We start from the raw sequence: 19,809 nt of genomic DNA on the forward strand, positions 1-19,809 counted from the left end.
TCAAATGGATAAATTACCAAAAATAGCATTGCCCGCAGTGTTTATAATAATTTTAGTGATTATAATTATTTCTAAATCAGCAGTTACTATTGGCTCTGGTGAAGCAGGCGTTCTTTATCGAACTTTTGGAAATGGCGTGGTGACTGATGAACCTCCTCTCAATGAGGGCTTTCATATTGTCGCACCCTGGAATAAAGTTTTTATTTATGAAGTTAGGCAACAGGAAGTTTTCGAAAAGATGAAAGTACTTTCCAGTAATGGATTGGACATTCAGCTTGACGCATCTGCCTGGTTTCAACCTGATTATGCTGCTCTAGGCAAATTACATCAGGAAAAAAGTGAGCAATATAAAGAGCGTATTCTTCTTCCTGCAATTAGATCGGCTGCTCGTAGTGTAGTGGGGAGATATACCCCTGAACAATTATACTCCAGTAAACGAGACGCTATTCAGGTTGAGATTTTTGAGGAAACTAAGAATATAGTTCAGGATCAGTATATACAATTAAATGAAATTCTTATTCGTGATGTTACCCTACCTCCAACAATTAAAGAGGCCATCGAAAGAAAACTAAAACAGGAACAGGAATCCCTGGAATATGAATTTCGTTTAGTTACGGCGGCAAAAGAGGCAGAAAAAGTACGTATTGAAGCACAGGGGAAGGCCGATGCCAATAAAATACTAAGCGCCTCATTAACCGATAAAATCTTACAGGATAAGGGTATCGATGCCACTTTAAAAATGGCAGAGTCTCCTAATTCCAAAGTAGTGGTTATAGGATCCGGAGGAGATGGGTTACCGCTTATTTTAGGAAATAATTAATTGTAATTAATTTTGAGAACTAAAAATTAATTCTAATTTTACATTCTAATGAAAATTCAAAATACACATCATCATTTGTACACTTGCGCTCAGGCGAGGTAGAAATGTATTGTTGTATTTCAAAATATATCTAACCCGTTTGAGCAATCAAGCGGGTTTTGCTTTTATATCTTTTTGATTGTTGAACATGAAAAAATGACTAATGGAGAAATTAAAAATAGCTATACAAAAGTCTGGAAGGCTTAATCAGGATTCTATAAAAATTCTAAAGGATTGTGGTATTTCTATTGATAATGGCAAGGACCAGTTGAAAGCTTCGGCCCGGAATTTTCCAATGGAAATCTTTTATTTGAGAAATGGGGATATTCCACAGTATCTGAAAGACGGTGTTGTTGATATTGCTATTATTGGAGAAAATGTACTTGAAGAAAAAGGTGGCAACATCGCTGTAGCGGAAAAACTGGGGTTTTCCAGATGCAGGGTTTCTCTGGCCATTCCCAGGGCCAGTGCGTATAATGGAATCAAAGATTTAGCAGGAAAACAAATTGCAACCTCTTATCCAAATACGCTCAATGCATACCTTTCGAACAAAGGTGTTCAGGCAGATCTTCACATAATCAATGGCTCAGTGGAAATTGCACCCAACATTGGACTGGCAGACGCTATCTGTGATATTGTATCCAGCGGGAGTACCTTGTTTAAGAATAACCTTAAGGAAGTAGAGGTGATGATGAATAGTGAAGCGGTTTTGGCTGTTTCACCCAGGATTAAAAGTAATCAGAATGAAATTCTGGAAGATCTGATCTTTAGAATAAAGTCTGTGTTGGCAGGAAGGCAATCCAAATATATTTTGATGAATGCCCCAAATGACAAGCTTGATGCGATTATTAAATTGTTGCCGGGCATGCGGAGTCCGACTGTACTGCCTTTGGCTGAAGAAGGATGGAGTTCAGTGCATACGGTAATAAATAAGGATAAATTCTGGGAAGTGATAAATGAGTTGAAACTCGCTGGCGCCGAAGGAATATTAGTGTGTCCGATAGAGAAAATGGTTCTATGAAAACAATATTGAATCCAAAGAAGACAGAGTGGTCAGCTATTTTACGTCGGCCTACTCAATCAGTTTCAGAAATAGAGGAATTGGTAATAGAAATCTTCAATGAAGTGAAGATGGAAGGCGATGAAACCCTAAAGAAATACACCAAACAATTTGATGGAGTTAAAATAATTGACTTAAAAGTAGCCCAGGCCGAATTTGATGAGGCCGAAACCCTGGTATCGTCAGAGTTAAAAAATGCGATTCAAACAGCTGCATCCAATATTAAGAAATTTCATGAAGCGCAGAAAACATCGAAAATTGAAATTGAAACGACGCCTGGTGTAATATGTTGGCAGGAAAAAAGGCCTATAGAAAAAGTTGGCCTTTATATCCCCGGGGGGACAGCCCCTTTGTTTTCAACTATTTTAATGCTTGCCATCCCTGCGAAACTGGCGGGCTGTACCGAGATCGTTTTATGTACCCCACCAGATAAAACCGGTAAAATAAACCCGGCAATCCTATACACCGCAAAACTTTGTGGTGTCTCCCAGGTTTATAAAGTTGGCGGTATACAGGCTATAGGGGCCATGACATTTGGAACGGAAAGTATTTCGAAGGTTTATAAGATATTTGGACCGGGAAATCAATATGTCACAGTGGCCAAACAAATAGCCACCAAATTTGGTGTAGCCATTGATATGCCTGCGGGTCCAAGTGAACTTTTGGTAGTTGCTGATGAATCTGCTAACCCGGCTTTTGTAGCCTCAGATCTGCTGAGCCAGGCAGAACATGGAGCAGATAGTCAGGTAATATTGGTGTCAACTTCCAAATCGCTCTTAGAAGAAGTGGAATTAGAATTGCAAAATCAAATCACCAATTTACCGAGGGAAATCATTGCCAGGAAGGCATTAGGTAATAGTAAGTTAATCTTTGTGGAAAATGATAAAATTGCCATTGAATTGATAAATGAATATGGCCCTGAACATTTTATTGTTTGTTGTAAAGACGAAGAATATTATATAAGAAATGTGGTGAATGCGGGTTCTGTTTTTCTGGGGAAATTTACTCCGGAAAGTGCTGGTGATTATGCATCGGGAACAAATCACACCTTACCCACAAATGGTTATGCGAAACAATTCAGTGGTGTTAACCTGGATAGTTTTATGAAAAGCATTACGTTTCAAAGAATATCAGAAACAGGTATACTGAACATTGGAAATGCCATAGAAGTTTTGGCAGAAGCAGAAGGCCTTATGGCTCATAAAAAAGCCGTCACGCTTCGTTTACAAAGCTTAAAAGGAAATAATAAATAGCGGATGTACAGAGGATAAAGATTATGACTTTTAACTTAAATAATCTGGTGAGAGAAAATGTGAGGAAGTTAAAGCCTTACTCTTCCGCGCGGGATGAATACATTGCAGATGGTTCCAAAAAGATATTTTTGGATGCCAATGAGAGCCCATATGTTAATGGAATCAATAGGTATCCCGATCCTCAACAGAGAAGTTTAAAATCTGTTCTGGCTAAAAGATATTCGCTCACAGAAGCAAACATTCTTCTGGGTAATGGGAGTGACGAAATTCTGGATCTGATCTTCCGGGCATTTTGTGAACCCCTGGAAGATAATATTATAACCGTGCCACCTACCTATGGAATGTATAAGGTATTGGCAGGAATTAATGCTATTGAGAACAGGGAGGTCTTATTGACTTTGGATTTTGAATTGGATGTAGAACAAATTTTGGAATCTATTGATGCAAATACCAAGCTCGTTTTCTTGTGCTCACCAAATAATCCAACAGGAAATAGTTTTTCTATCGCTCATATCACCCAACTCCTAAATAATTTCCACGGCCTGGTGGTGGTAGATGAGGCGTATATAGATTTTTCAGGAAAGAAAAGTTGGTTACCTAAATTAAATGAACATGAAAACCTCATTGTTACCAGGACATTTTCAAAAGCATACGGGATGGCTGGGTTGCGCCTGGGAGTATGTTATGCATCAGAAGGTGTTATAACAGTACTAAACCGGATAAAACCCCCTTATAACGTAAATGAGCTCACTCAAAAAAGGGCCTTTAGCATGATTAAGGACCTTGGCTTAGTGGAAGAGCAGATAAGTGAAATCTTAAAACAAAGAAAAGACTTGGTGGCACAATTAGGTCAGATAGGTTTTATAGAAAAAATATACCCCACAGATGCCAATTTCATATTGGTTAAAGTGGATAATGCGGACGAAAGGTACCGTCAGATATTAGATCGTGGGGTGGTTGTAAGGAACAGATCTGCCCAACCCCTTTGCGAGAATACCCTAAGATTTACAGTGGGCAATCCACAAGAGAACAAAACCTTACTCGAAGTATTAAAATCCTTGTAATGGAAACAAAACCGACAAAGAAAAAGGTCTTATTCATAGATCGCGACGGAACACTAATAGTGGAGCCGGCTGATGAACAAATAGATAGTTTTGAAAAAATTTCGTTCTATCCTGAAGTTTTTGGGTATTTGGGCAGAATAGCTAAAGAGCTGGACTATGAATTAGTAATGGTAACTAATCAGGATGGTCTGGGATCGGACACATTTCCTGAAACGACGTTTTGGCCCGTACATGATTTTATTCTAAAATGTTTTGAAAGCGAGGGGGTAAATTTTTCAGAAGTCCTGATAGACCGGACTTTCCCTCATGAAAAGGCAGATACCCGAAAACCGGGAACCGGCTTGTTGAAAAAATATTTCAATGAAGAATATGATCTTCAAAGTTCCTTTGTTATCGGGGATCGCCTTACAGATATGGAGCTAGCAAAAAACCTGGGTTCTGAGGGTATTTTTATAAATACGCAAACCAATTTGGGTACAAATGAAATCACCCTAAATCAAAAAGAATTGCAGCAGGTAATTGCGCTGGAGACTGCAAATTGGAGTGCTATTTACAATTTTTTAAAACTCGGAAAACGTAGGGCGGAGATTTCCAGAAACACCAAAGAAACTGAGATCGATATTAAACTAAATCTGGATGGTACCGGTGTGAGTAGAATTTCTACAGGCATTGCATTCTTTGATCATATGCTGGACCAACTTTCACGTCATGGAAATATTGACCTGGATATTAACGTAAGGGGCGATTTGGAGGTAGATGAGCACCATACTATAGAAGATACGGCAATTGCATTGGGTGAAGCATTTCATAAGGCTCTTGGTGATAAATTAGGAATGGAACGATATGGGTTTTGTTTACCCATGGATGACTGTTTGTCCCAGGTAGCTATAGACTTTGGTGGTCGTTCCTGGTTGGTTTGGGAAGCGGAATTTAATCGCGAAATGATTGGAAAGATGCCAACTGAAATGTTTTATCATTTTTTTAAATCATTTTCGGATGGCGCTAAGGCCAATTTGAATATAAAGGCAGAAGGAACAAATGAGCATCATAAAATTGAGGCTATTTTTAAGGCATTTGCAAAAGCGATCAAAATGGCCCTGAAGCGCGATGCGGAAAAAATGTTATTGCCTTCAACAAAAGGAATGCTCTAAAGAATAATTAAGAATACTATTTACCAAAGTTTTTAAGCAAATGAAATTGGTTATCGTAAATTATGGTGCAGGCAATATTCAAAGCATAAAGTTTGCTTTTAAACGACTTGGATATGACGCGGTGTTAAGTGATAAGGCCGGGGAGATTCAAAATGCCGATCGGGTAATATTTCCGGGAGTCGGAGAGGCCAGTAGCGCCATGAACAAGTTGATGGCCAGTGGATTAGATCAAATTATTCCAAATTTGAAACAACCTGTATTGGGGATATGCCTGGGCATGCAACTAATGTGTCACTCAACAGAAGAGGGAAACACGCTGGGGATGGGTATATTTAATACCGATGTTATAAAGTTCAGTAAGAAAGTTAAAGTACCTCAAATTGGATGGAATCAAATAACCAATCTTAAATCCAACTTGTTTAAAGACGTAAAGGAAAATGATCATATTTACCTGGTACATAGTTATTATGCCCCAATTTGTTCTGAGACCATTGCCATCTCAAATTATGAAATGCCTTATAGCAGTGCATTACAAAAGAATAATTTTTATGGGGTACAGTTTCACCCTGAAAAAAGCAGTAAAGTTGGAGCCAGGATTTTAAGAAACTTTCTGGAATTATAAAACGATATAAATGAACTCGAAGCCGAGTAATAGTGTAATAAAAATGGGGTATCGGTTTGACCCCAATGTTAACAAATAGCAATTGCGAAAGACATTTAATTTTCAAATTAGAGCTAGAAAAAAGGAGCAATGAGAATAATACCAGCCATAGATATTATAGATGGAAAGTGTGTAAGGCTATCACAGGGAGATTATAATACAAAAAAGGTATATAATGAAAACCCTTTGGAGGTAGCCGTCGAATTTGAGGCACATGGTATCCAGTATATACACCTGGTAGATCTTGATGGTGCTAAGGCAAAGCATATCATTAATTATAAGATTTTAGAAAGTATTGCCGCCAAAACAAACTTAAAAATCGATTTTGGAGGTGGGTTGAAATCCAATGAAGATTTGAAAATAGCTTTTGATTGCGGTGCGGATCAAATAACGGGTGGTAGTATCGCAATAAACGACCGGGAAACCTTTTTGGGGTGGATTGAAACCTATGGAGCTGAAAGGATCATCCTTGGAGCCGATGTCAAAGAAGAAAGGATCGCAATTACAGGATGGCAGCAAGAATCAGATAAAAAATTAATACCATTTGTAAAGGACTATCAACAAAAAGGGATTAGCTATGTCATTTGCACGGATATCAAAAAGGATGGGATGCTTAAAGGTCCGTCCATAGCATTATACAAGCGACTTCTGACAGCAACGGAAACTAATAAGACCGTAGTCAGCATGAGTGGTGTTGAAGATGTTAAAGTTCCGGGTATTAACCTTATAGCCAGTGGGGGCATAGCCAACTATGAAGATTTACATGCATTACAGGAAATTGGATGTGAAGGTGCAATACTTGGGAAGGCTATTTATGAAAATAAAATTAGTTTAAAGCAATTAGAACATTTTATCTTAACATCATGAATGAGGTTCAGGACAAATGGATGATAGAGTTCCTGGAGAATTCCAGTTTTAGATTGGAAGAAAGTACCAGAATGATTAAAATTAGTTTGGCAGCTGTTAAAGAAGAGAACGTTTGGAAAAAACCAAATGAATCATCCAATAGTATTGGTAATCAAATACTGCATATTTGTGGTAATATGACACAATATATTATCGCATCCTTAGGTAATCTAGATGATTTTAGAAAGCGGGATGAAGAATTTTCTACGACTGCCGGATATTCCAAAAAGGAACTTATTCTTAAACTTGAGGATACTGTTGATAAAGCTAAATCGGTACTAAAAAATTGCAATAGCGAGCAGTTATTGAAGAAGCGTGTAGTTCAGGGATTCAACCTTTCCGGAATCGGCATTGTAATGCATGCAGTTGAGCACTATTCTTATCATACGGGTCAGGTTGCATTTTGGACTAAACTGATGGTAAATAAGGACCTGGGGTTTTATAATGGAAGAGATCTGAATATTAAAAACAAACAATAGAGAATGTTGACTAAAAGAATAATCCCTTGTTTAGATATTAAGGACGGACGAACCGTAAAGGGAATTAATTTTCTTGATTTGAGGGATGCGGGCGATCCTGTGGAACTCGCAGAAGCATATGCAAACGAAGGTGCCGATGAATTGGTTTTTCTCGATATTTCAGCAACCGAGGAAAGACGCAAGACCCTTGCTAACCTGGTAAAGCGGGTCGCCGAAAAAGTCAATATCCCTTTTACCGTTGGCGGGGGGATTTCTTCGGTGGAAGATGTAGATATTCTCCTTCACAATGGGGCAGATAAGGTGTCTATAAATTCTTCAGCCGTAAAAAACCCTGATCTGATTAATGAGCTGGTGGCTAAGTTTGGCTCCCAATGTATTGTCGTAGCCATTGATGCAAAAAGGATTGATGGGATGTGGAAAGTGCACCTGGTTGGAGGTAAAGTACCAACCGATTTGGAGTTGTTTCAGTGGGCAAAAGAAGTTGAGGAAAGAGGAGCAGGGGAGATATTGTTTACATCCATGGACCATGATGGAACAAAAAATGGTTTTGCCAATGAGACCCTGGCAAGGCTCTCAACAGAACTTAATATTCCAATAATTGCATCGGGTGGAGCAGGAAACATGGAGCATTTTATTGATACTTTTAATGAAGGCAAGGCCGATGCAGCATTGGCTGCCAGTGTTTTTCATTTTAAGGAAATGGAAATTAGAGATTTGAAAAAAAAGTTACAGGATCACGGTATTCCTGTAAGGTTATAGTTGAATTTTACCCTGATAAAAAGACACATACAATGGAAGTAGCATTTGATAAAAGTAAAGACGGTCTTGTACCGGCAATTATCCAGGATTATACAACAAAAAATGTACTTATGCTGGGTTATATGAGTGAAGAAGCATTGTCCCGGACATTAGAAACCCGAAAGGTTACTTTTTTTAGCAGGAGTAAAAACCGATTATGGACCAAAGGAGAAGAAAGCGGTAATTATTTAAACCTAGTGGATGTTGATCTTGATTGTGACAAAGATACGCTATTGATCACTGCTAATCCTGAAGGGCCGGTATGTCATAAGGGAAGCGATACCTGCTGGAATAAGAAGAATGACCAAAATTTTGGTTTTCTAACCCAGCTGGAAGCTATAATATTAAATAGAAAAGAGAGTCTGGACAATGACCAAAGCTATGTTAACTCTTTATTTAAAAAAGGAATTAACAAAATTGCCCAGAAAGTAGGTGAAGAAGCCGTGGAGACTGTTATTGAAGCTATGGATAATAATGATCAGCTTTTCCTCCAGGAAAGTGCCGACTTACTTTTTCATTACCTTATTTTGTTACAGGCCAAAGGCTTTCAGCTTAATGATGTTGTAGATGTTCTAAAGAGCAGGCACTAAACACATGCATCCGAAATCTTTAAGTTTTCTTAAATAGTGTATCTCATTTTCTGAAATGTAGTATTTTTAGAAAATGACTATGAAAACAGGAAAAGGCTTTCGTTTTTTTAATTACGAGGCTCCGGAACTTACCCCTTTTGAAAAACTTTTTGAGATTTTTCAGGAACTTATTACACATACATCCGGAGACGTAGATGAAGCCCTTGATTGGCTGAGGGAATTGGATAAAGAATATGAACTTACAGACGAGAACTATACCATTGATGATTTTATAGAGGATCTTAAAGCAAAGGGCTATTTAAGAGAGGAGATAGAAAATACGGGGGGTGAAGGAGAAGGTGAACCGGGAGAAGGAACTTTATCTATTACCGCCAAGATGGAACGAATTATTCGCCAACGTGCTTTAGATCAGATTTTCGGTAAGCTAAAGAGAAAAGGCTCTGGGAACCATAAGACAGGAAAAACTGGTCCGGGCGATGAACATACCGGTGATTTCAGAGAATATCGCTATGGAGATTCTTTAGAACATATCTCGATGACGGAAAGTCTCAAAAATGCCCAGATAAATCATGGTATGGATAACTTCTCGCTTACAGAAGACGATCTGGTAGTTGAAGACACGCATTATAAGGCACAAATGAGTACTGTACTCATGATAGATATAAGCCATTCCATGATTTTATATGGTGAGGACCGTATAACCCCTGCTAAGAAGGTAGCTATGGCTTTAGCCGAGTTAATTACGACAAGATATCCTAAGGATACTCTGGATATTCTGGTTTTTGGTAATGATGCTTGGCCTATTCCAATTAAAGACCTTCCTTATTTAAAGGTAGGGCCTTACCATACCAATACAGTTGCAGGATTGCAGCTTGCGATGGATATGCTCAGAAGAAAAAGGAATACGAACAAGCAAATATTTATGATTACAGACGGTAAACCGAGTTGCCTGAGAATGCCCGATGGGACTTACTATAAGAATAGCGTTGGCCTTGACGATTTTATTGTGGAGAAATGTTATAATACTGCAAGGCAAGCCAGGAAATTGCATATTCCTATAACCACATTTATGATAGCACAGGATCCTTATTTAAGACAATTTATAAGGCATTTTACCGAAGCAAATAAAGGAAAAGCCTTTTTTACAGGATTGGATGGTTTAGGTGAAATGATATTTGAAGACTATGAACAAAATAGAAAAAAAAGATTAAAGTAAAGGTTTATAAAAAACAACTAAGATACTGTTATATAAATATATAAAATTTTATGAAAGAGAATTTTGCAAAAATCACAACCCTTGGGGAGCTTAAAGCATCAGGCTATGAAAGCAAGAGCATTAAGGATGAACTTAGATTGAATTTATTGGACAAAATAAGTAAGGGTGAAAATGCTTTTCAGGGTATTTGGGGTTATGAGGAATCCGTAATTCCTGAACTGGAACGCGCCATTTTGTCCCGGCATAATATTAATTTATTGGGCTTAAGGGGTCAGGCTAAAACCAGATTGGCAAGGCTAATGGTAAATTTACTTGATGAGTGGATCCCGATGGTACAGGGTTCTGAAATAAATGATGACCCTCTGAATCCTTTATCGCGTTTTAGCAGGGAGTTAATTAAGGAGAAAGACGATAAGACGCCTATCTCCTGGTTACACCGGTCAGATCGTTTTTATGAAAAACTGGCAACTCCGGATGTTACAGTTGCTGATTTAATAGGTGATGTAGACCCTATTAAGGCTGCCAACATGAAACTGTCCTATGCCGATGACAGAGTTATCCATTTTGGAATGATCCCGCGTTCTAACCGCTGCATTTTTGTGATTAATGAATTACCGGATCTTCAGTCAAGAATTCAGGTCTCTTTATTCAATATTTTACAAGAAGGAGATATTCAGATAAGAGGCTTCAAATTGAGACTACCGTTAGATATTCAATTTGTATTTACAGCCAATCCTGAAGATTATACGAACAGGGGAAGTATCGTTACACCTTTAAAAGACAGGATTGGATCGCAAATTCTTACGCACTATCCCGGGGAAATTGAAATTGCCAAAAAAATAACCAAACAGGAAGCCCAATTGGATAAAAGGCAGTCAGAATCTATTTATGTACCTGAACTGGCGAAGGATTTGCTCGAACAGATTAGTTTTGAAGCACGTAAGAGTGAATATGTAGATTCAAAAAGTGGCGTGAGTGCACGTACCAGCATAACGGCATTTGAAAACCTCCTTAGTACTGCTGAGCGAAGGGCCTTAATCTCCGGAGAGGATAAGACTCAGATTAGACTTAGTGATTTTATGGGGGTAATACCTGCTATAACGGGTAAAATTGAACTGGTTTATGAAGGAGAACAAGAAGGCGCTGACGCAGTAGCAATTATACTCTTCGAAGAAGCCATAAAAACGCTATTCCCTAACTATTTCCCAAAGATTGAAAAGCTAGAGCATAAGGAAGCTGTGGGCCCTTATGACAATTTAATCAATTGGTTTTTTGAAACTGAAGGATTTGAGCTTATGGACAATTTGACGGATAAAGAATATAAGAAATTGCTAAATAGTATTCCTGAATTAAATGCCTTGTTAGATAACTATCAGCCTGATATCAGTCAACAGGATGCCTTTTTTCTTAAAGAATTTTTATTATGGGGTCTCGTGGCTTACAAAAAATTAAGTAAAAGGAGATTTCAAAAGGGGTATCAATTTAAAGACCTCTATGGCAGTTATATCAGTAAATTATAAACTAATAATATAAAAAAAAGCCCTTATTGATAAGGGCTTTCTTGTTCATAGCAATTTTAATCCTCTCCCTTATACGGGAGGTTAGCATAAAGGAAGTTGCATATTATTGGCCAATAAAATCAATAATTTAGGTTTTATGCAAGTCCCATACTCCTATAGTAGCCGAAAAAACCAAAGCTTCCTTACACTACTAAAACAAAAATATTAGGGAATGCATTTACCCTGGAAGATGGGACTTCAATTATTGATGCTATTTAATTTGATGAGTTTATAAAACAATTACTGTTTGCTTAAAATCTAAAGACCTTGAATTTACATCCAAGGTCTTTTGCATCGCCATAACATAATAGAAAATTATTATTGCCACGAATCTATATTCTCATTAATATTATCAAAGTTATACGGCCCCACCAATTGCATTCTGTGTTTAAATGTCAATATGGTCAGTAAAAGCAAAAAGAATTGTAAAAGGAGAATAGTTGCGCCTATTGGTACAAACGTTTTTGGCATAATATGATCCTGGTATTCAGAATAACTCATAAGAATATATCCGGTATCCATTATCTTAAAAATATAAATTAGAAATATGCCGTACATGGCATACTCCAGATTGCGCATCTGAGGATCGGTATATTCATGCTCCTTAATCTTAAACCAAAGGACATACAGAAAAATAAAATGAATAACAGTTAATAATGGAAAAATATAGTTGTCAAATTTGAAAAAATAAAACCTATTGGTATATAAGCCATAAAAATTGAAAATTATTAGGATTGCAATTACAAGAATAGACAATAACATGCATCTCCTCCAGGAAAAAAGTTTTAAAAGTGCCTTCATATTAGTAGGTTTCAAGGCTTTTGGGGAACCTTGTTGCAAAATTTAACGCAGGCCCATATTCTTTATTTGAAAATTTTCGATGAAACGCAGACAATGTTGAGTAACCTCAAAAAGTTGTTGCGAAAATACCATGAAATCCTTTTTAGAATGTTTTCAATGCATTGAGTTGTACCAATCCGGAGGATTAATTCTGAAAATAGGAGGGAACCCTATTTAAGTAAATATTTGATTGATATAAAAAAGGCACATAAATGAATATGTGCCTATAGGTAAGGTGTTTTCTGCCTAAGAAATCCAATTGCGTTTTTCAGCTATCCTTGCGAACTGTACTAGTAATACCCCAATTATGATTACACCCAAAGGAATAATAAGGCCCTGGACCTGTCCGAAGACTTCTATAGAATTCGACATAAAAAAAGAATAAAGCATTTGCCCCAGTATGCCTATGAGGGATAATACAAATAATGGTTTGGCCCATCTTTTTCTAAGTAATAAGGCAATGCAAGCCAGGAGTCCGCCCCATACTGCTATGGCAAATGCAGCTGTAACCCATGCCGGCGCACTCTCAATAAGGGCCAATTGGTCTGCAGTGTATTCAGCTTTCATCTCGTCTGTCATGTAGGCCTGACCCAGATATGACATAACTCCCATAAGGTTCCACAATAGTGCAAGAATACTTGCAATCCAAAACCACGCAGGAGGTTTTGTTGTTGTTTTTTGATCCATTTTGTTTAGGTTTTATTGGTTAGTAGTGTACAAAATACAAAAAAAGCGGGTTTTGTTTTAGATAATTCACAAATTACAAGTTTTAAAGGGGGTTAGAATATAACTTAGTAAGCGCAATCTTTCGGTTAATTTTTGAAATTTAAGTGCTATGTTTATTCATCGATCAAACACGAATCAGGGCTTATGAAAAGACGCTATTATTATTTGGTATGGGTTCAATTTTTAGGATTCCGATATAGTGGATGGCAAAAGCAACCGGGGCAAAGAACTATTGAAGGAATGCTTTCAAAAACACTTAAATTCATCCTGCCGCAGCAAAGATTTAAAATCCTTGGCGCCGGTAGGACAGATGCAAAAGTTTCGGCATTAGATGCTGCATTTGAGTTAATCATTGAAGAAACGCCTCTTACCGATAATGAAGAGTTTATTAAGAACTTTAATATTAACTTACCAGCTGATATTAAGGTATTTAAAATAGATAATATTACTAAAGACTTTAATGTTATCCAGCATAGTAAATCTAAGGAATACTGCTATATATTTTCCTTTGGTGATAAGAACCATCCTTTTTGTGCACCGTATATGGCTAATATTACTGAAGATCTCAATCTGGATGTTATGATAAAGGCTGCGGCACTCTATGAAGGAACCCACAATTTCAAAGCCTATACAGCAAAACCCGGGAAGAATACGCAATTAGTAAGGACAATAACTAAATGCGAAATAGTTGAAAATACGCTTCTAACCGCCAATTTTTTCCCAAAACGCAGTTATATGCTTCGTGTATGTGGTAAAGGTTTTATGAGGTATCAGGTTCGGATGATTATGGGTGCCTTAATCCAATTGGGTAAAGGCCGCCTAAAGATAAAAGATATTGAATTATCACTAAAAGAGGGCACAGACATTAAATTGTCTTATGTAGCTCCGGGATCCGGCTTATTATTGAACCACCTTGAATTTGAATAAGCCCGATAAGCAGATTTTTTGTAAATTGAAATAAATGATTTTTTATGCCAAATTGGGGTTACATATTGCTCATAGTTCTTCTGGCTTACGTTGTGATTAGTATACTTCTTTATTTTCTCCAGGATTACTTAATGTTTAAACCAGAAAAACTCCCAAAGGATTTTCTATTCCAATATGAAAATCAGGAAATTGAGGAATACAACGTGGAAACAAGAGATGGTGCAGTAATCAATGGACTTAGATTTAAAGCGGCACAACCTAAGGGGATTGTCTTTTATCTGAAAGGCAACTCCAAGAGTATAAAAGGCTGGGGGAAGTTTGCCGTTGATTTTACAAGACACGGTTATGATGTTTTAATGGTAGATTACAGGGGATTTGGGAAAAGTACGGGCAGACGCACACAGAAAGCTATTAAACGCGATATGCAGGTCATCTACAATAAGATAAAGGAAAATGTAAACGAAAAATATATTATACTTTACGGTCGTTCTTTAGGTTCAGGTTTTGCGACTAAACTGGCATCTATGAACAATCCAAGAATGTTGATATTGGATGCCCCTTATTACAGTTTAAGTAAGGTAGCTAAGAAATACATTCCATTTATGCCTCTTTCATTATTGATTAAATTTCCTATGCCAACGTATAAATGGTTACAGTACGTAAATTGCCCAATCCATATTATCCATGGCACGGATGATAAATTGATACCATACAAAACTAGCGTCAGGCTTTCGAAGATTAAACCAAAGTCAACTACCCTGCATACCGTCATTGGGGGAGGACATAAGAATCTGAATACATTTGAATCTTATCATAAGATGTTAAGTGAAATCATAACTACCAGGCCAAAAGAAGTTGACCTCACAGGTTCAAGTATTCATGTAAAACACAATGTAAAGGTTTAAATGGTAAAACTAAAAAGAACGGTTCTATTACTTTTATCTGCTTATCTACTTATTTCTACTATGTTATATATTCTTCAGGAAAAACTAATTTTTTTACCATCTAAATTACCGACGGATTACGAGTATTCTTTCAACCACCCTTTCGAGGAAATTAATATTACTTCTTCAGATGGAGCAATACTAAATGGCATTCATTTTAAACAAGACCAGCCAGAGGGGGTTATTGTATATTTTCATGGAAATGCAGGAGACCTTTCGCGCTGGGGTGAAATAGCGCTCTTCTTTGTCGAAAAACAATACGATGTAATAGTAATGGATTACAGAACCTATGGCAAAAGTACGGGGAAGCTCAGTGAAGAAGCGCTTTTTAGCGATGGGCAGCTATTTTATGAGTACGCTTCGAAATATTATGATGAATCATTAATTACTCTTTATGGACGTTCTTTAGGTACAGGGATTGCTACCTGGGTAGCCTCCCAAAACAGTCCGTTTCGGCTCATCCTGGAAACTCCTTATTACAGCCTTCTGGACCTGGGTCAAATTCGTTTTCCGTATTTACCGGTTAAGTGGTTTTTAAAGTATCCCTTAAAAACGCATGAGTTCATTTCGGATGTTAGTTGTCCAATAGCATTTTTTCATGGAACTGAAGATAGGGTAGTGCCCTATGATTCCGGAGTTCGACTTTTCAATTCGGTTCCAAAGCCTAATAAATCATTCTACACCATCCAGGGAGGCAGGCATAATAATTTAAAGGAATTTTCCGTCTACAGAGAAGGTATTCAGGAGCTTCTGTTGTCTTATCAGTCAAATAAATCCGAAGACAAGTAGCGGTCACCACGATCACAAATAATAGAAACAATAAGACCACTTTTAAGGGTGTCCGCTAGTCTTAGTGCTGCTGCAGTTGCACCACCACTGCTCATACCCGCAAATATCCCTTCTTCTTTTGCGAGTCTTTTCGCCATAATCCTTGCCTCATCTTCACTAACTTCCATTATCTGATCAACTTTGGAGGGATTAAAGATTTTAGGCAGGTATTCTTTTGGCCATTTTCTGATTCCCGGAATTTTGGATTCATCCTCCGGTTGTACGCCTACAATGGTAATATCTTTGCTTTGTTCTTTTAAAAAGGTAGAGGTTCCCATTATTGTACCTGTGGTTCCCATTGAGGATACAAAATGTGTAACCTTTCCTCTTGTATCCCTCCAAATTTCCGGACCGGTTGTTACATAATGTGCTTTCCAGTTATCATCATTGGCAAATTGGTTGAGCATTTGATAACCCTCTTTTTTAACTTTAGCTTCCGCATAATCCCTGGCACCTTCAATACCTATTTCTGCATTGGTCAAAGTAACTTTTGCCCCGTAGGCACGCATAGTTTGAACCCTTTCTTTAGTAGAATTTTCGGGCATTACCAGTTCAATATTCAAATCATAAATACCGGTGATCATAGCCAGGGCTATCCCCGTATTACCACTGGTTGCCTCTATTAATTTACTTTCTTTGGTAATCTCGCCACGATCAATCCCACTTTTAATCATATGGTAAGCAGCCCGGTCCTTAACACTGCCCCCGGGATTATGTCCTTCCATTTTAAAAAGGAGCGTTACCTCCGGGTTCTTGTTTAAAGATCTGGAGCTTACCAAAGGTGTATTTCCTATCAGATCTATTAGGTTATGAGGCATTGGTTGAAGTCTTTATTTTTATTTGGGGATTGTGAAAAACAGTAGAATTTGCCGGTACAGAAGAAGTTACCCACGCGTTACCGCCAATAACGGAATTTTCTCCCACAATTGTTTCACCACCCAAAATAGTAGCATTTGCATATATGGTAACGTTATCTTCGATGGTAGGATGGCGCTTTGTCCTTTCCAAATGCTTGGCTACATATAAGGCACCTAAAGTGACCCCCTGGTAGATTTTCACATTGTTCTTGATTATTGCCGTTTCGCCAATGACTACCCCGGTTGCATGATCAATAAAAAATGACTTGCCTATGTGTGCTCCCGGGTTTATATCCACGCCGGTTTGTCTGTGTGCATATTCCGTCATTAATCTTGGTACCAATGGAAACCCTTTATTGTATAACTCATGGGCCAAACGATAAATAGCTATTGCATAAAAGCCGGGATAGGCCATATATACTTCTTCAATAGAAAGGGAAGCCGGGTCGCAACTTACAATGGCCTCTGCATCTAAGTTTAATTTTTCAAGGACAGCAGGAAGTGTTGCCAAATAATTTCCCCAAATTTTGGCACAGGGTTTCTCTACATCCCAACAGGCCAGATTTATTAAAGCATCAAATTGAATTTCTAAAGATTCAATATTCTGCTCAACAGGTGTTTCAATATCGAACAAAGTTAGAAACAATAGGTCGGTGAAATCTTCCACATTCCTTTTTAAGCGATACCGCAGATTCGGTTGTTTCTTGTTTTCGATGATTTTCTTAATAATAATTGACTTGTCCATGCGCAGGAATTAAGAGCCAAAATTAACCAATATTTAAAAAGCATCTGTTCTAAAATGGTTAACTTTAGTATAAATTTTATACCCTTTAGTCGCATGGAAAATTCAGTAATTACTAAAGATGTACTCCATTTTTTAGATCAGTTAAAAAATAATAATAACCGTGAGTGGTTCGAGAAAAACAAAGCTCATTTCAAGTCTTTGGAAGCTGAGGTTAAAAGTTTCTACCAAATTCTGATGGAAAAGATGAAGGAGCATGATGAAATTGAAAAATTAAAAATGTTTCGTATTTACAGGGATGTAAGATTTTCCAAAGATAAAACTCCATACAAATCTCATTTTGCCGGATCCTATTCAAGGGCGGGAGCAAAACTACGGGGAGGATATTATTTACAAATAAGGCCGGGAGAATCTTTTATAGCAACAGGTTTCTGGCAACCCAATAAAGAAGATCTTTTTCGTATCCGCAAAGAGTTTGAACTTGATGCCGCTGAATTTAGAGAACAAATAAACAAGTCGCCTTTTAAGAATACCTGGGGAGAACTGGTCGGGGATGAAGTAAAAACTGCTCCCAAGGGATTTAGCAAGGATGATCCAAATATTGACTTAATACGAAAGAAGGCATTTATATTTGTACGAAACTTTTCGGACAAGGAGGTTCTGGACAAGAATTTTATAGATGAAGTAAACAAATCCTTTAAAGAAATCAGGCCCTTTTTTGATTTGATGAGTGAAATCCTTACGACCAACCTAAATGGAGAATCCCTTTTAAACTAACACTGAAATCTCGAAAGTTTGAATCTGATCTTTTAGGCGCTCAACAACCATACTCATCATTCTCTTATTTAAAGCCGATGAGTTTTGGATATAACATTTATATTCTTCAACCGTAAATTGTCCAATTACCATTCCTTTTAGCGAGTTTCTGAATTTAATGTCTTTTTGGATTGCATTTTCTATGTAATCCAGGCGTCTTTTAATGCTTAATTCATAAAATGCATTCTTATGTTTGATGACATAATTCTTAAACGCTTCCAGTAAAAGCGGGTTCTGAAATTTGATAATAGGACGCAACGTTTCATTCTGGAATCGCTCATCTTTACTCATGTCAGGGGTTACTTTTGCGTTTGGAATCTCCGGTCTGATATTCAGGAGGTCAGCAGATCTTTGGTTCATCTGAAGAAGTTTCTTTAAAATTAGAAAATACCTTATCTATGCTTTACGCAGGGATCAATTAGTTGTTAACCGGGTTATGAACAAGTGAAAAATGACTAAGAGTGATCCTAAAGTATGTCTAAATAGCAGTGCATACATAAGTTCCGTATATCCCAATGTCTTTGGAAAGTAAAAAGGGGGATTAGTACAAATCCCTCTCAATGTCTTCCTTCGGAAATCTGATAAATTTTAGCTGTCTTCCGGAAGAGTCAAATGATTTATATGTATTTTCAACACCGTTTTGAACAAACAAAATAAACTATGAAATTTGGTAAAGTTGACCGACCGGACCTGATAGATTTTACACTTCCTGAAGACCATCCAGACTTGCCAATTCTATTACAAAAGGTAGTCAGGACAAATTCATTTAAAATTTATGTGGGCTGTGCAAAATGGAATCGGCAGGACCTAAAAAATTTTTATCCACGGGGGATCAAAGATGAATTAAGCTATTATAGTCGTCAATTCAACAGTATAGAACTCAATGCTACCTTTTATCGCATATTCCCAGCTGAACAATATCAGAGCTGGCACGATATAGTGCCCGATGGATTTAGGTTTTTTCCCAAAGTGGTACAAAATGTAAGTCATTTTAGACGCCTGAACGATATGGCTTATCCTGTATTAGACAATTTCCTTATGGCTATAGCAGGTTTTAAAGATAAGCTGGGTACAACCTTTTTACAATTGCATCCCAACTTTGGCCCTAAAAACTGGGACAGGGTCTTACGATTAGTCAATTACTGGCCTGAAGAATTTCCACTTGCCCTCGAATTCAGGCATACGGAATGGTTTAATGATGAATATGTTTCAAACGAACTGTATCATCTACTGGAGGAAAAGAATATAGCCAATATTCTGGTTGATACGGCAGGAAGAAGGGATGTTATGCATATGCGCCTTACCAACAACGAGGCTTTTATACGTTTTGTTGGTGCCAACCATCCAAGTGATTATGACAGGCTTGAGGAATGGGTTGAACGCCTTTGGTATTGGCATAAGCTGGGACTGGAGAACATTCATTTTTTTATCCATCAGAACATGGAATTGGAATCTCCTTTGCTGGCCGCTTTCTTTATTGAGAAAATTAATGCAAAATTCAAGACTAAACTCAATGTGCCAATTCTTCTGTAA

General features: G+C 37.5%; 22 protein-coding genes. 17 read left to right on the top strand and 5 right to left on the bottom strand.

Annotated features, from left to right (window positions below; genetic code table 11):
• Nucleotides 1-4: 4 nt before the first annotated feature.
• The 12 genes from Q0X77_RS08255 to Q0X77_RS08310 all read left to right on the top strand — a co-directional run bounded on the left by Q0X77_RS08255 (nt 5) and on the right by Q0X77_RS08310 (nt 11,557).
• On the top strand, nt 5-820 hold the full coding sequence (locus tag Q0X77_RS08255) for a prohibitin family protein (RefSeq protein ID WP_297795788.1): 816 nt from the start codon (nt 5-7) through the stop codon (nt 818-820).
• 202 nt (nt 821-1,022) lie between these two features.
• Nucleotides 1,023-1,880: an ATP phosphoribosyltransferase gene (gene hisG, locus Q0X77_RS08260; RefSeq protein ID WP_297795791.1), complete on the top strand. Its 858-nt coding sequence runs from the start codon at nt 1,023-1,025 to the stop codon at nt 1,878-1,880.
• Nucleotides 1,877-3,172 (top strand): histidinol dehydrogenase, encoded by a 1,296-nt coding sequence (hisD, locus tag Q0X77_RS08265; protein ID WP_297795794.1) that lies wholly within the window; start codon nt 1,877-1,879, stop codon nt 3,170-3,172. The genes hisG and hisD overlap by 4 nt, the downstream gene beginning before the upstream one ends.
• Nucleotides 3,173-3,195: 23 nt before the next feature.
• Nucleotides 3,196-4,236 (top strand): histidinol-phosphate transaminase, encoded by a 1,041-nt coding sequence (gene hisC / locus Q0X77_RS08270; protein ID WP_297795797.1) that lies wholly within the window; start codon nt 3,196-3,198, stop codon nt 4,234-4,236.
• Complete coding sequence (gene hisB / locus Q0X77_RS08275) at nt 4,236-5,387, top strand: bifunctional histidinol-phosphatase/imidazoleglycerol-phosphate dehydratase HisB (RefSeq protein ID WP_297795802.1); 1,152 nt, start codon at nt 4,236-4,238, stop codon at nt 5,385-5,387. Before hisC ends, hisB begins: the two co-directional genes overlap by 1 nt.
• A gap of 40 nt (nt 5,388-5,427) precedes the next feature.
• Nucleotides 5,428-6,009, top strand: a complete 582-nt coding sequence (gene hisH / locus Q0X77_RS08280) for an imidazole glycerol phosphate synthase subunit HisH (RefSeq protein WP_297795805.1) — start codon at nt 5,428-5,430, stop codon at nt 6,007-6,009.
• Nucleotides 6,010-6,138: 129 nt separating this feature from the next.
• On the top strand, nt 6,139-6,915 hold the full coding sequence (locus tag Q0X77_RS08285) for a 1-(5-phosphoribosyl)-5-[(5-phosphoribosylamino)methylideneamino] imidazole-4-carboxamide isomerase (protein ID WP_297795808.1): 777 nt from the start codon (nt 6,139-6,141) through the stop codon (nt 6,913-6,915).
• Nucleotides 6,912-7,433, top strand: a complete 522-nt coding sequence (locus Q0X77_RS08290; RefSeq protein ID WP_297795811.1) for a DinB family protein — start codon at nt 6,912-6,914, stop codon at nt 7,431-7,433. Before Q0X77_RS08285 ends, Q0X77_RS08290 begins: the two co-directional genes overlap by 4 nt.
• Before the next feature lie 3 nt (nt 7,434-7,436).
• Nucleotides 7,437-8,192, top strand: a complete 756-nt coding sequence (gene hisF / locus Q0X77_RS08295) for an imidazole glycerol phosphate synthase subunit HisF (protein ID WP_297795814.1) — start codon at nt 7,437-7,439, stop codon at nt 8,190-8,192.
• Between the two features lie 32 nt (nt 8,193-8,224).
• Complete coding sequence (gene hisIE / locus Q0X77_RS08300; protein ID WP_297795816.1) at nt 8,225-8,821, top strand: bifunctional phosphoribosyl-AMP cyclohydrolase/phosphoribosyl-ATP diphosphatase HisIE; 597 nt, start codon at nt 8,225-8,227, stop codon at nt 8,819-8,821.
• Nucleotides 8,822-8,894: 73 nt separating this feature from the next.
• Nucleotides 8,895-10,037, top strand: a complete 1,143-nt coding sequence (locus Q0X77_RS08305; RefSeq protein ID WP_297795818.1) for a VWA domain-containing protein — start codon at nt 8,895-8,897, stop codon at nt 10,035-10,037.
• A gap of 50 nt (nt 10,038-10,087) precedes the next feature.
• On the top strand, nt 10,088-11,557 hold the full coding sequence (locus Q0X77_RS08310) for a magnesium chelatase (protein ID WP_297795821.1): 1,470 nt from the start codon (nt 10,088-10,090) through the stop codon (nt 11,555-11,557).
• A gap of 357 nt (nt 11,558-11,914) precedes the next feature.
• On the opposite strand, the gene Q0X77_RS08315 is transcribed toward Q0X77_RS08310, so the two are convergent.
• Both Q0X77_RS08315 and Q0X77_RS08320 read right to left on the bottom strand, forming a co-directional pair.
• Nucleotides 11,915-12,397 (bottom strand): hypothetical protein, encoded by a 483-nt coding sequence (locus Q0X77_RS08315; RefSeq protein WP_297795823.1) that lies wholly within the window; start codon nt 12,395-12,397, stop codon nt 11,915-11,917.
• A 285-nt stretch (nt 12,398-12,682) separates the two neighbouring features.
• A complete protein-coding gene (locus Q0X77_RS08320; RefSeq protein ID WP_297795826.1) occupies nt 12,683-13,123 on the bottom strand; it encodes a hypothetical protein in 441 nt (146 codons plus the stop codon).
• A 183-nt stretch (nt 13,124-13,306) separates the two neighbouring features.
• On the opposite strand from Q0X77_RS08320, the gene Q0X77_RS08325 reads away from it, so the two are divergent.
• Genes Q0X77_RS08325 through Q0X77_RS08335 form a run of 3 tightly spaced genes read left to right on the top strand, consistent with a single transcriptional unit; the run spans nt 13,307 to nt 15,822 of the window.
• On the top strand, nt 13,307-14,089 hold the full coding sequence (locus Q0X77_RS08325) for a tRNA pseudouridine(38-40) synthase TruA (RefSeq protein ID WP_297795828.1): 783 nt from the start codon (nt 13,307-13,309) through the stop codon (nt 14,087-14,089).
• Between the two features lie 44 nt (nt 14,090-14,133).
• A complete protein-coding gene (locus tag Q0X77_RS08330; protein WP_297795831.1) occupies nt 14,134-14,994 on the top strand; it encodes an alpha/beta fold hydrolase in 861 nt (286 codons plus the stop codon).
• 60 nt (nt 14,995-15,054) lie between these two features.
• Nucleotides 15,055-15,822 carry an alpha/beta fold hydrolase gene (locus Q0X77_RS08335; RefSeq protein WP_297795833.1) on the top strand — a complete coding sequence of 256 codons (768 nt, stop codon included), beginning with the start codon at nt 15,055-15,057 and terminating at the stop codon, nt 15,820-15,822.
• Here the strand turns inward: Q0X77_RS08335 and cysM are convergent.
• Together cysM and epsC are read right to left on the bottom strand one after the other, a co-directional pair.
• Nucleotides 15,795-16,679, bottom strand: a complete 885-nt coding sequence (gene cysM, locus Q0X77_RS08340) for a cysteine synthase CysM (RefSeq protein ID WP_297795835.1) — start codon at nt 16,677-16,679, stop codon at nt 15,795-15,797. The genes Q0X77_RS08335 and cysM overlap by 28 nt on opposite strands.
• On the bottom strand, nt 16,669-17,463 hold the full coding sequence (gene epsC / locus Q0X77_RS08345; protein WP_297795838.1) for a serine O-acetyltransferase EpsC: 795 nt from the start codon (nt 17,461-17,463) through the stop codon (nt 16,669-16,671). The genes cysM and epsC overlap by 11 nt, the downstream gene beginning before the upstream one ends.
• 93 nt (nt 17,464-17,556) lie before the next feature.
• On the opposite strand from epsC, the gene Q0X77_RS08350 reads away from it, so the two are divergent.
• Entirely contained in the window at nt 17,557-18,237 is a 681-nt protein-coding gene (locus tag Q0X77_RS08350; protein WP_297795841.1) for a DUF2461 domain-containing protein, read from the top strand.
• Here the strand turns inward: Q0X77_RS08350 and Q0X77_RS08355 are convergent.
• Entirely contained in the window at nt 18,229-18,636 is a 408-nt protein-coding gene (locus Q0X77_RS08355; RefSeq protein ID WP_297795844.1) for a glyoxalase, read from the bottom strand. The genes Q0X77_RS08350 and Q0X77_RS08355 overlap by 9 nt on opposite strands.
• Before the next feature lie 300 nt (nt 18,637-18,936).
• Between Q0X77_RS08355 and Q0X77_RS08360 the strand changes: the two genes are divergently transcribed.
• Nucleotides 18,937-19,809, top strand: a complete 873-nt coding sequence (locus Q0X77_RS08360; RefSeq protein WP_297795847.1) for a DUF72 domain-containing protein — start codon at nt 18,937-18,939, stop codon at nt 19,807-19,809.

Origin of the sequence: uncultured Eudoraea sp. (assembly GCF_947258925.1) — a bacterium.
Taxonomy (GTDB): Bacteria; Bacteroidota; Bacteroidia; order Flavobacteriales; family Flavobacteriaceae; genus Eudoraea.

Bases quoted from the DNA above. Each gene is read 5' to 3' on its own strand.
- Q0X77_RS08310 (WP_297795821.1), top strand. From the start codon at position 10,088: ATGAAAGAGAATTTTGCAAAAATCACAACCCTTGGGGAGCTTAAAGCA.
- Q0X77_RS08335 (WP_297795833.1), top strand. From the start codon at position 15,055: ATGTTATATATTCTTCAGGAAAAACTAATTTTTTTACCATCTAAATTA.
- Q0X77_RS08330 (WP_297795831.1), top strand. From the start codon at position 14,134: ATGCCAAATTGGGGTTACATATTGCTCATAGTTCTTCTGGCTTACGTT.
- Q0X77_RS08290 (WP_297795811.1), top strand. From the start codon at position 6,912: ATGAATGAGGTTCAGGACAAATGGATGATAGAGTTCCTGGAGAATTCC.
- hisF (WP_297795814.1), top strand. From the start codon at position 7,437: ATGTTGACTAAAAGAATAATCCCTTGTTTAGATATTAAGGACGGACGA.
- Q0X77_RS08255 (WP_297795788.1), top strand. From the start codon at position 5: ATGGATAAATTACCAAAAATAGCATTGCCCGCAGTGTTTATAATAATT.
- Q0X77_RS08305 (WP_297795818.1), top strand. From the start codon at position 8,895: ATGACTATGAAAACAGGAAAAGGCTTTCGTTTTTTTAATTACGAGGCT.
- Q0X77_RS08315 (WP_297795823.1), bottom strand. From the start codon at position 12,397: ATGAAGGCACTTTTAAAACTTTTTTCCTGGAGGAGATGCATGTTATTG.
- hisH (WP_297795805.1), top strand. From the start codon at position 5,428: ATGAAATTGGTTATCGTAAATTATGGTGCAGGCAATATTCAAAGCATA.
- hisB (WP_297795802.1), top strand. From the start codon at position 4,236: ATGGAAACAAAACCGACAAAGAAAAAGGTCTTATTCATAGATCGCGAC.
- hisC (WP_297795797.1), top strand. From the start codon at position 3,196: ATGACTTTTAACTTAAATAATCTGGTGAGAGAAAATGTGAGGAAGTTA.
- cysM (WP_297795835.1), bottom strand. From the start codon at position 16,679: ATGCCTCATAACCTAATAGATCTGATAGGAAATACACCTTTGGTAAGC.
- Q0X77_RS08355 (WP_297795844.1), bottom strand. From the start codon at position 18,636: ATGAACCAAAGATCTGCTGACCTCCTGAATATCAGACCGGAGATTCCA.
- epsC (WP_297795838.1), bottom strand. From the start codon at position 17,463: ATGGACAAGTCAATTATTATTAAGAAAATCATCGAAAACAAGAAACAA.
- Q0X77_RS08320 (WP_297795826.1), bottom strand. From the start codon at position 13,123: ATGGATCAAAAAACAACAACAAAACCTCCTGCGTGGTTTTGGATTGCA.
- hisIE (WP_297795816.1), top strand. From the start codon at position 8,225: ATGGAAGTAGCATTTGATAAAAGTAAAGACGGTCTTGTACCGGCAATT.
- Q0X77_RS08285 (WP_297795808.1), top strand. From the start codon at position 6,139: ATGAGAATAATACCAGCCATAGATATTATAGATGGAAAGTGTGTAAGG.
- hisD (WP_297795794.1), top strand. From the start codon at position 1,877: ATGAAAACAATATTGAATCCAAAGAAGACAGAGTGGTCAGCTATTTTA.
- Q0X77_RS08325 (WP_297795828.1), top strand. From the start codon at position 13,307: ATGAAAAGACGCTATTATTATTTGGTATGGGTTCAATTTTTAGGATTC.
- Q0X77_RS08350 (WP_297795841.1), top strand. From the start codon at position 17,557: ATGGAAAATTCAGTAATTACTAAAGATGTACTCCATTTTTTAGATCAG.
- Q0X77_RS08360 (WP_297795847.1), top strand. From the start codon at position 18,937: ATGAAATTTGGTAAAGTTGACCGACCGGACCTGATAGATTTTACACTT.
- hisG (WP_297795791.1), top strand. From the start codon at position 1,023: ATGGAGAAATTAAAAATAGCTATACAAAAGTCTGGAAGGCTTAATCAG.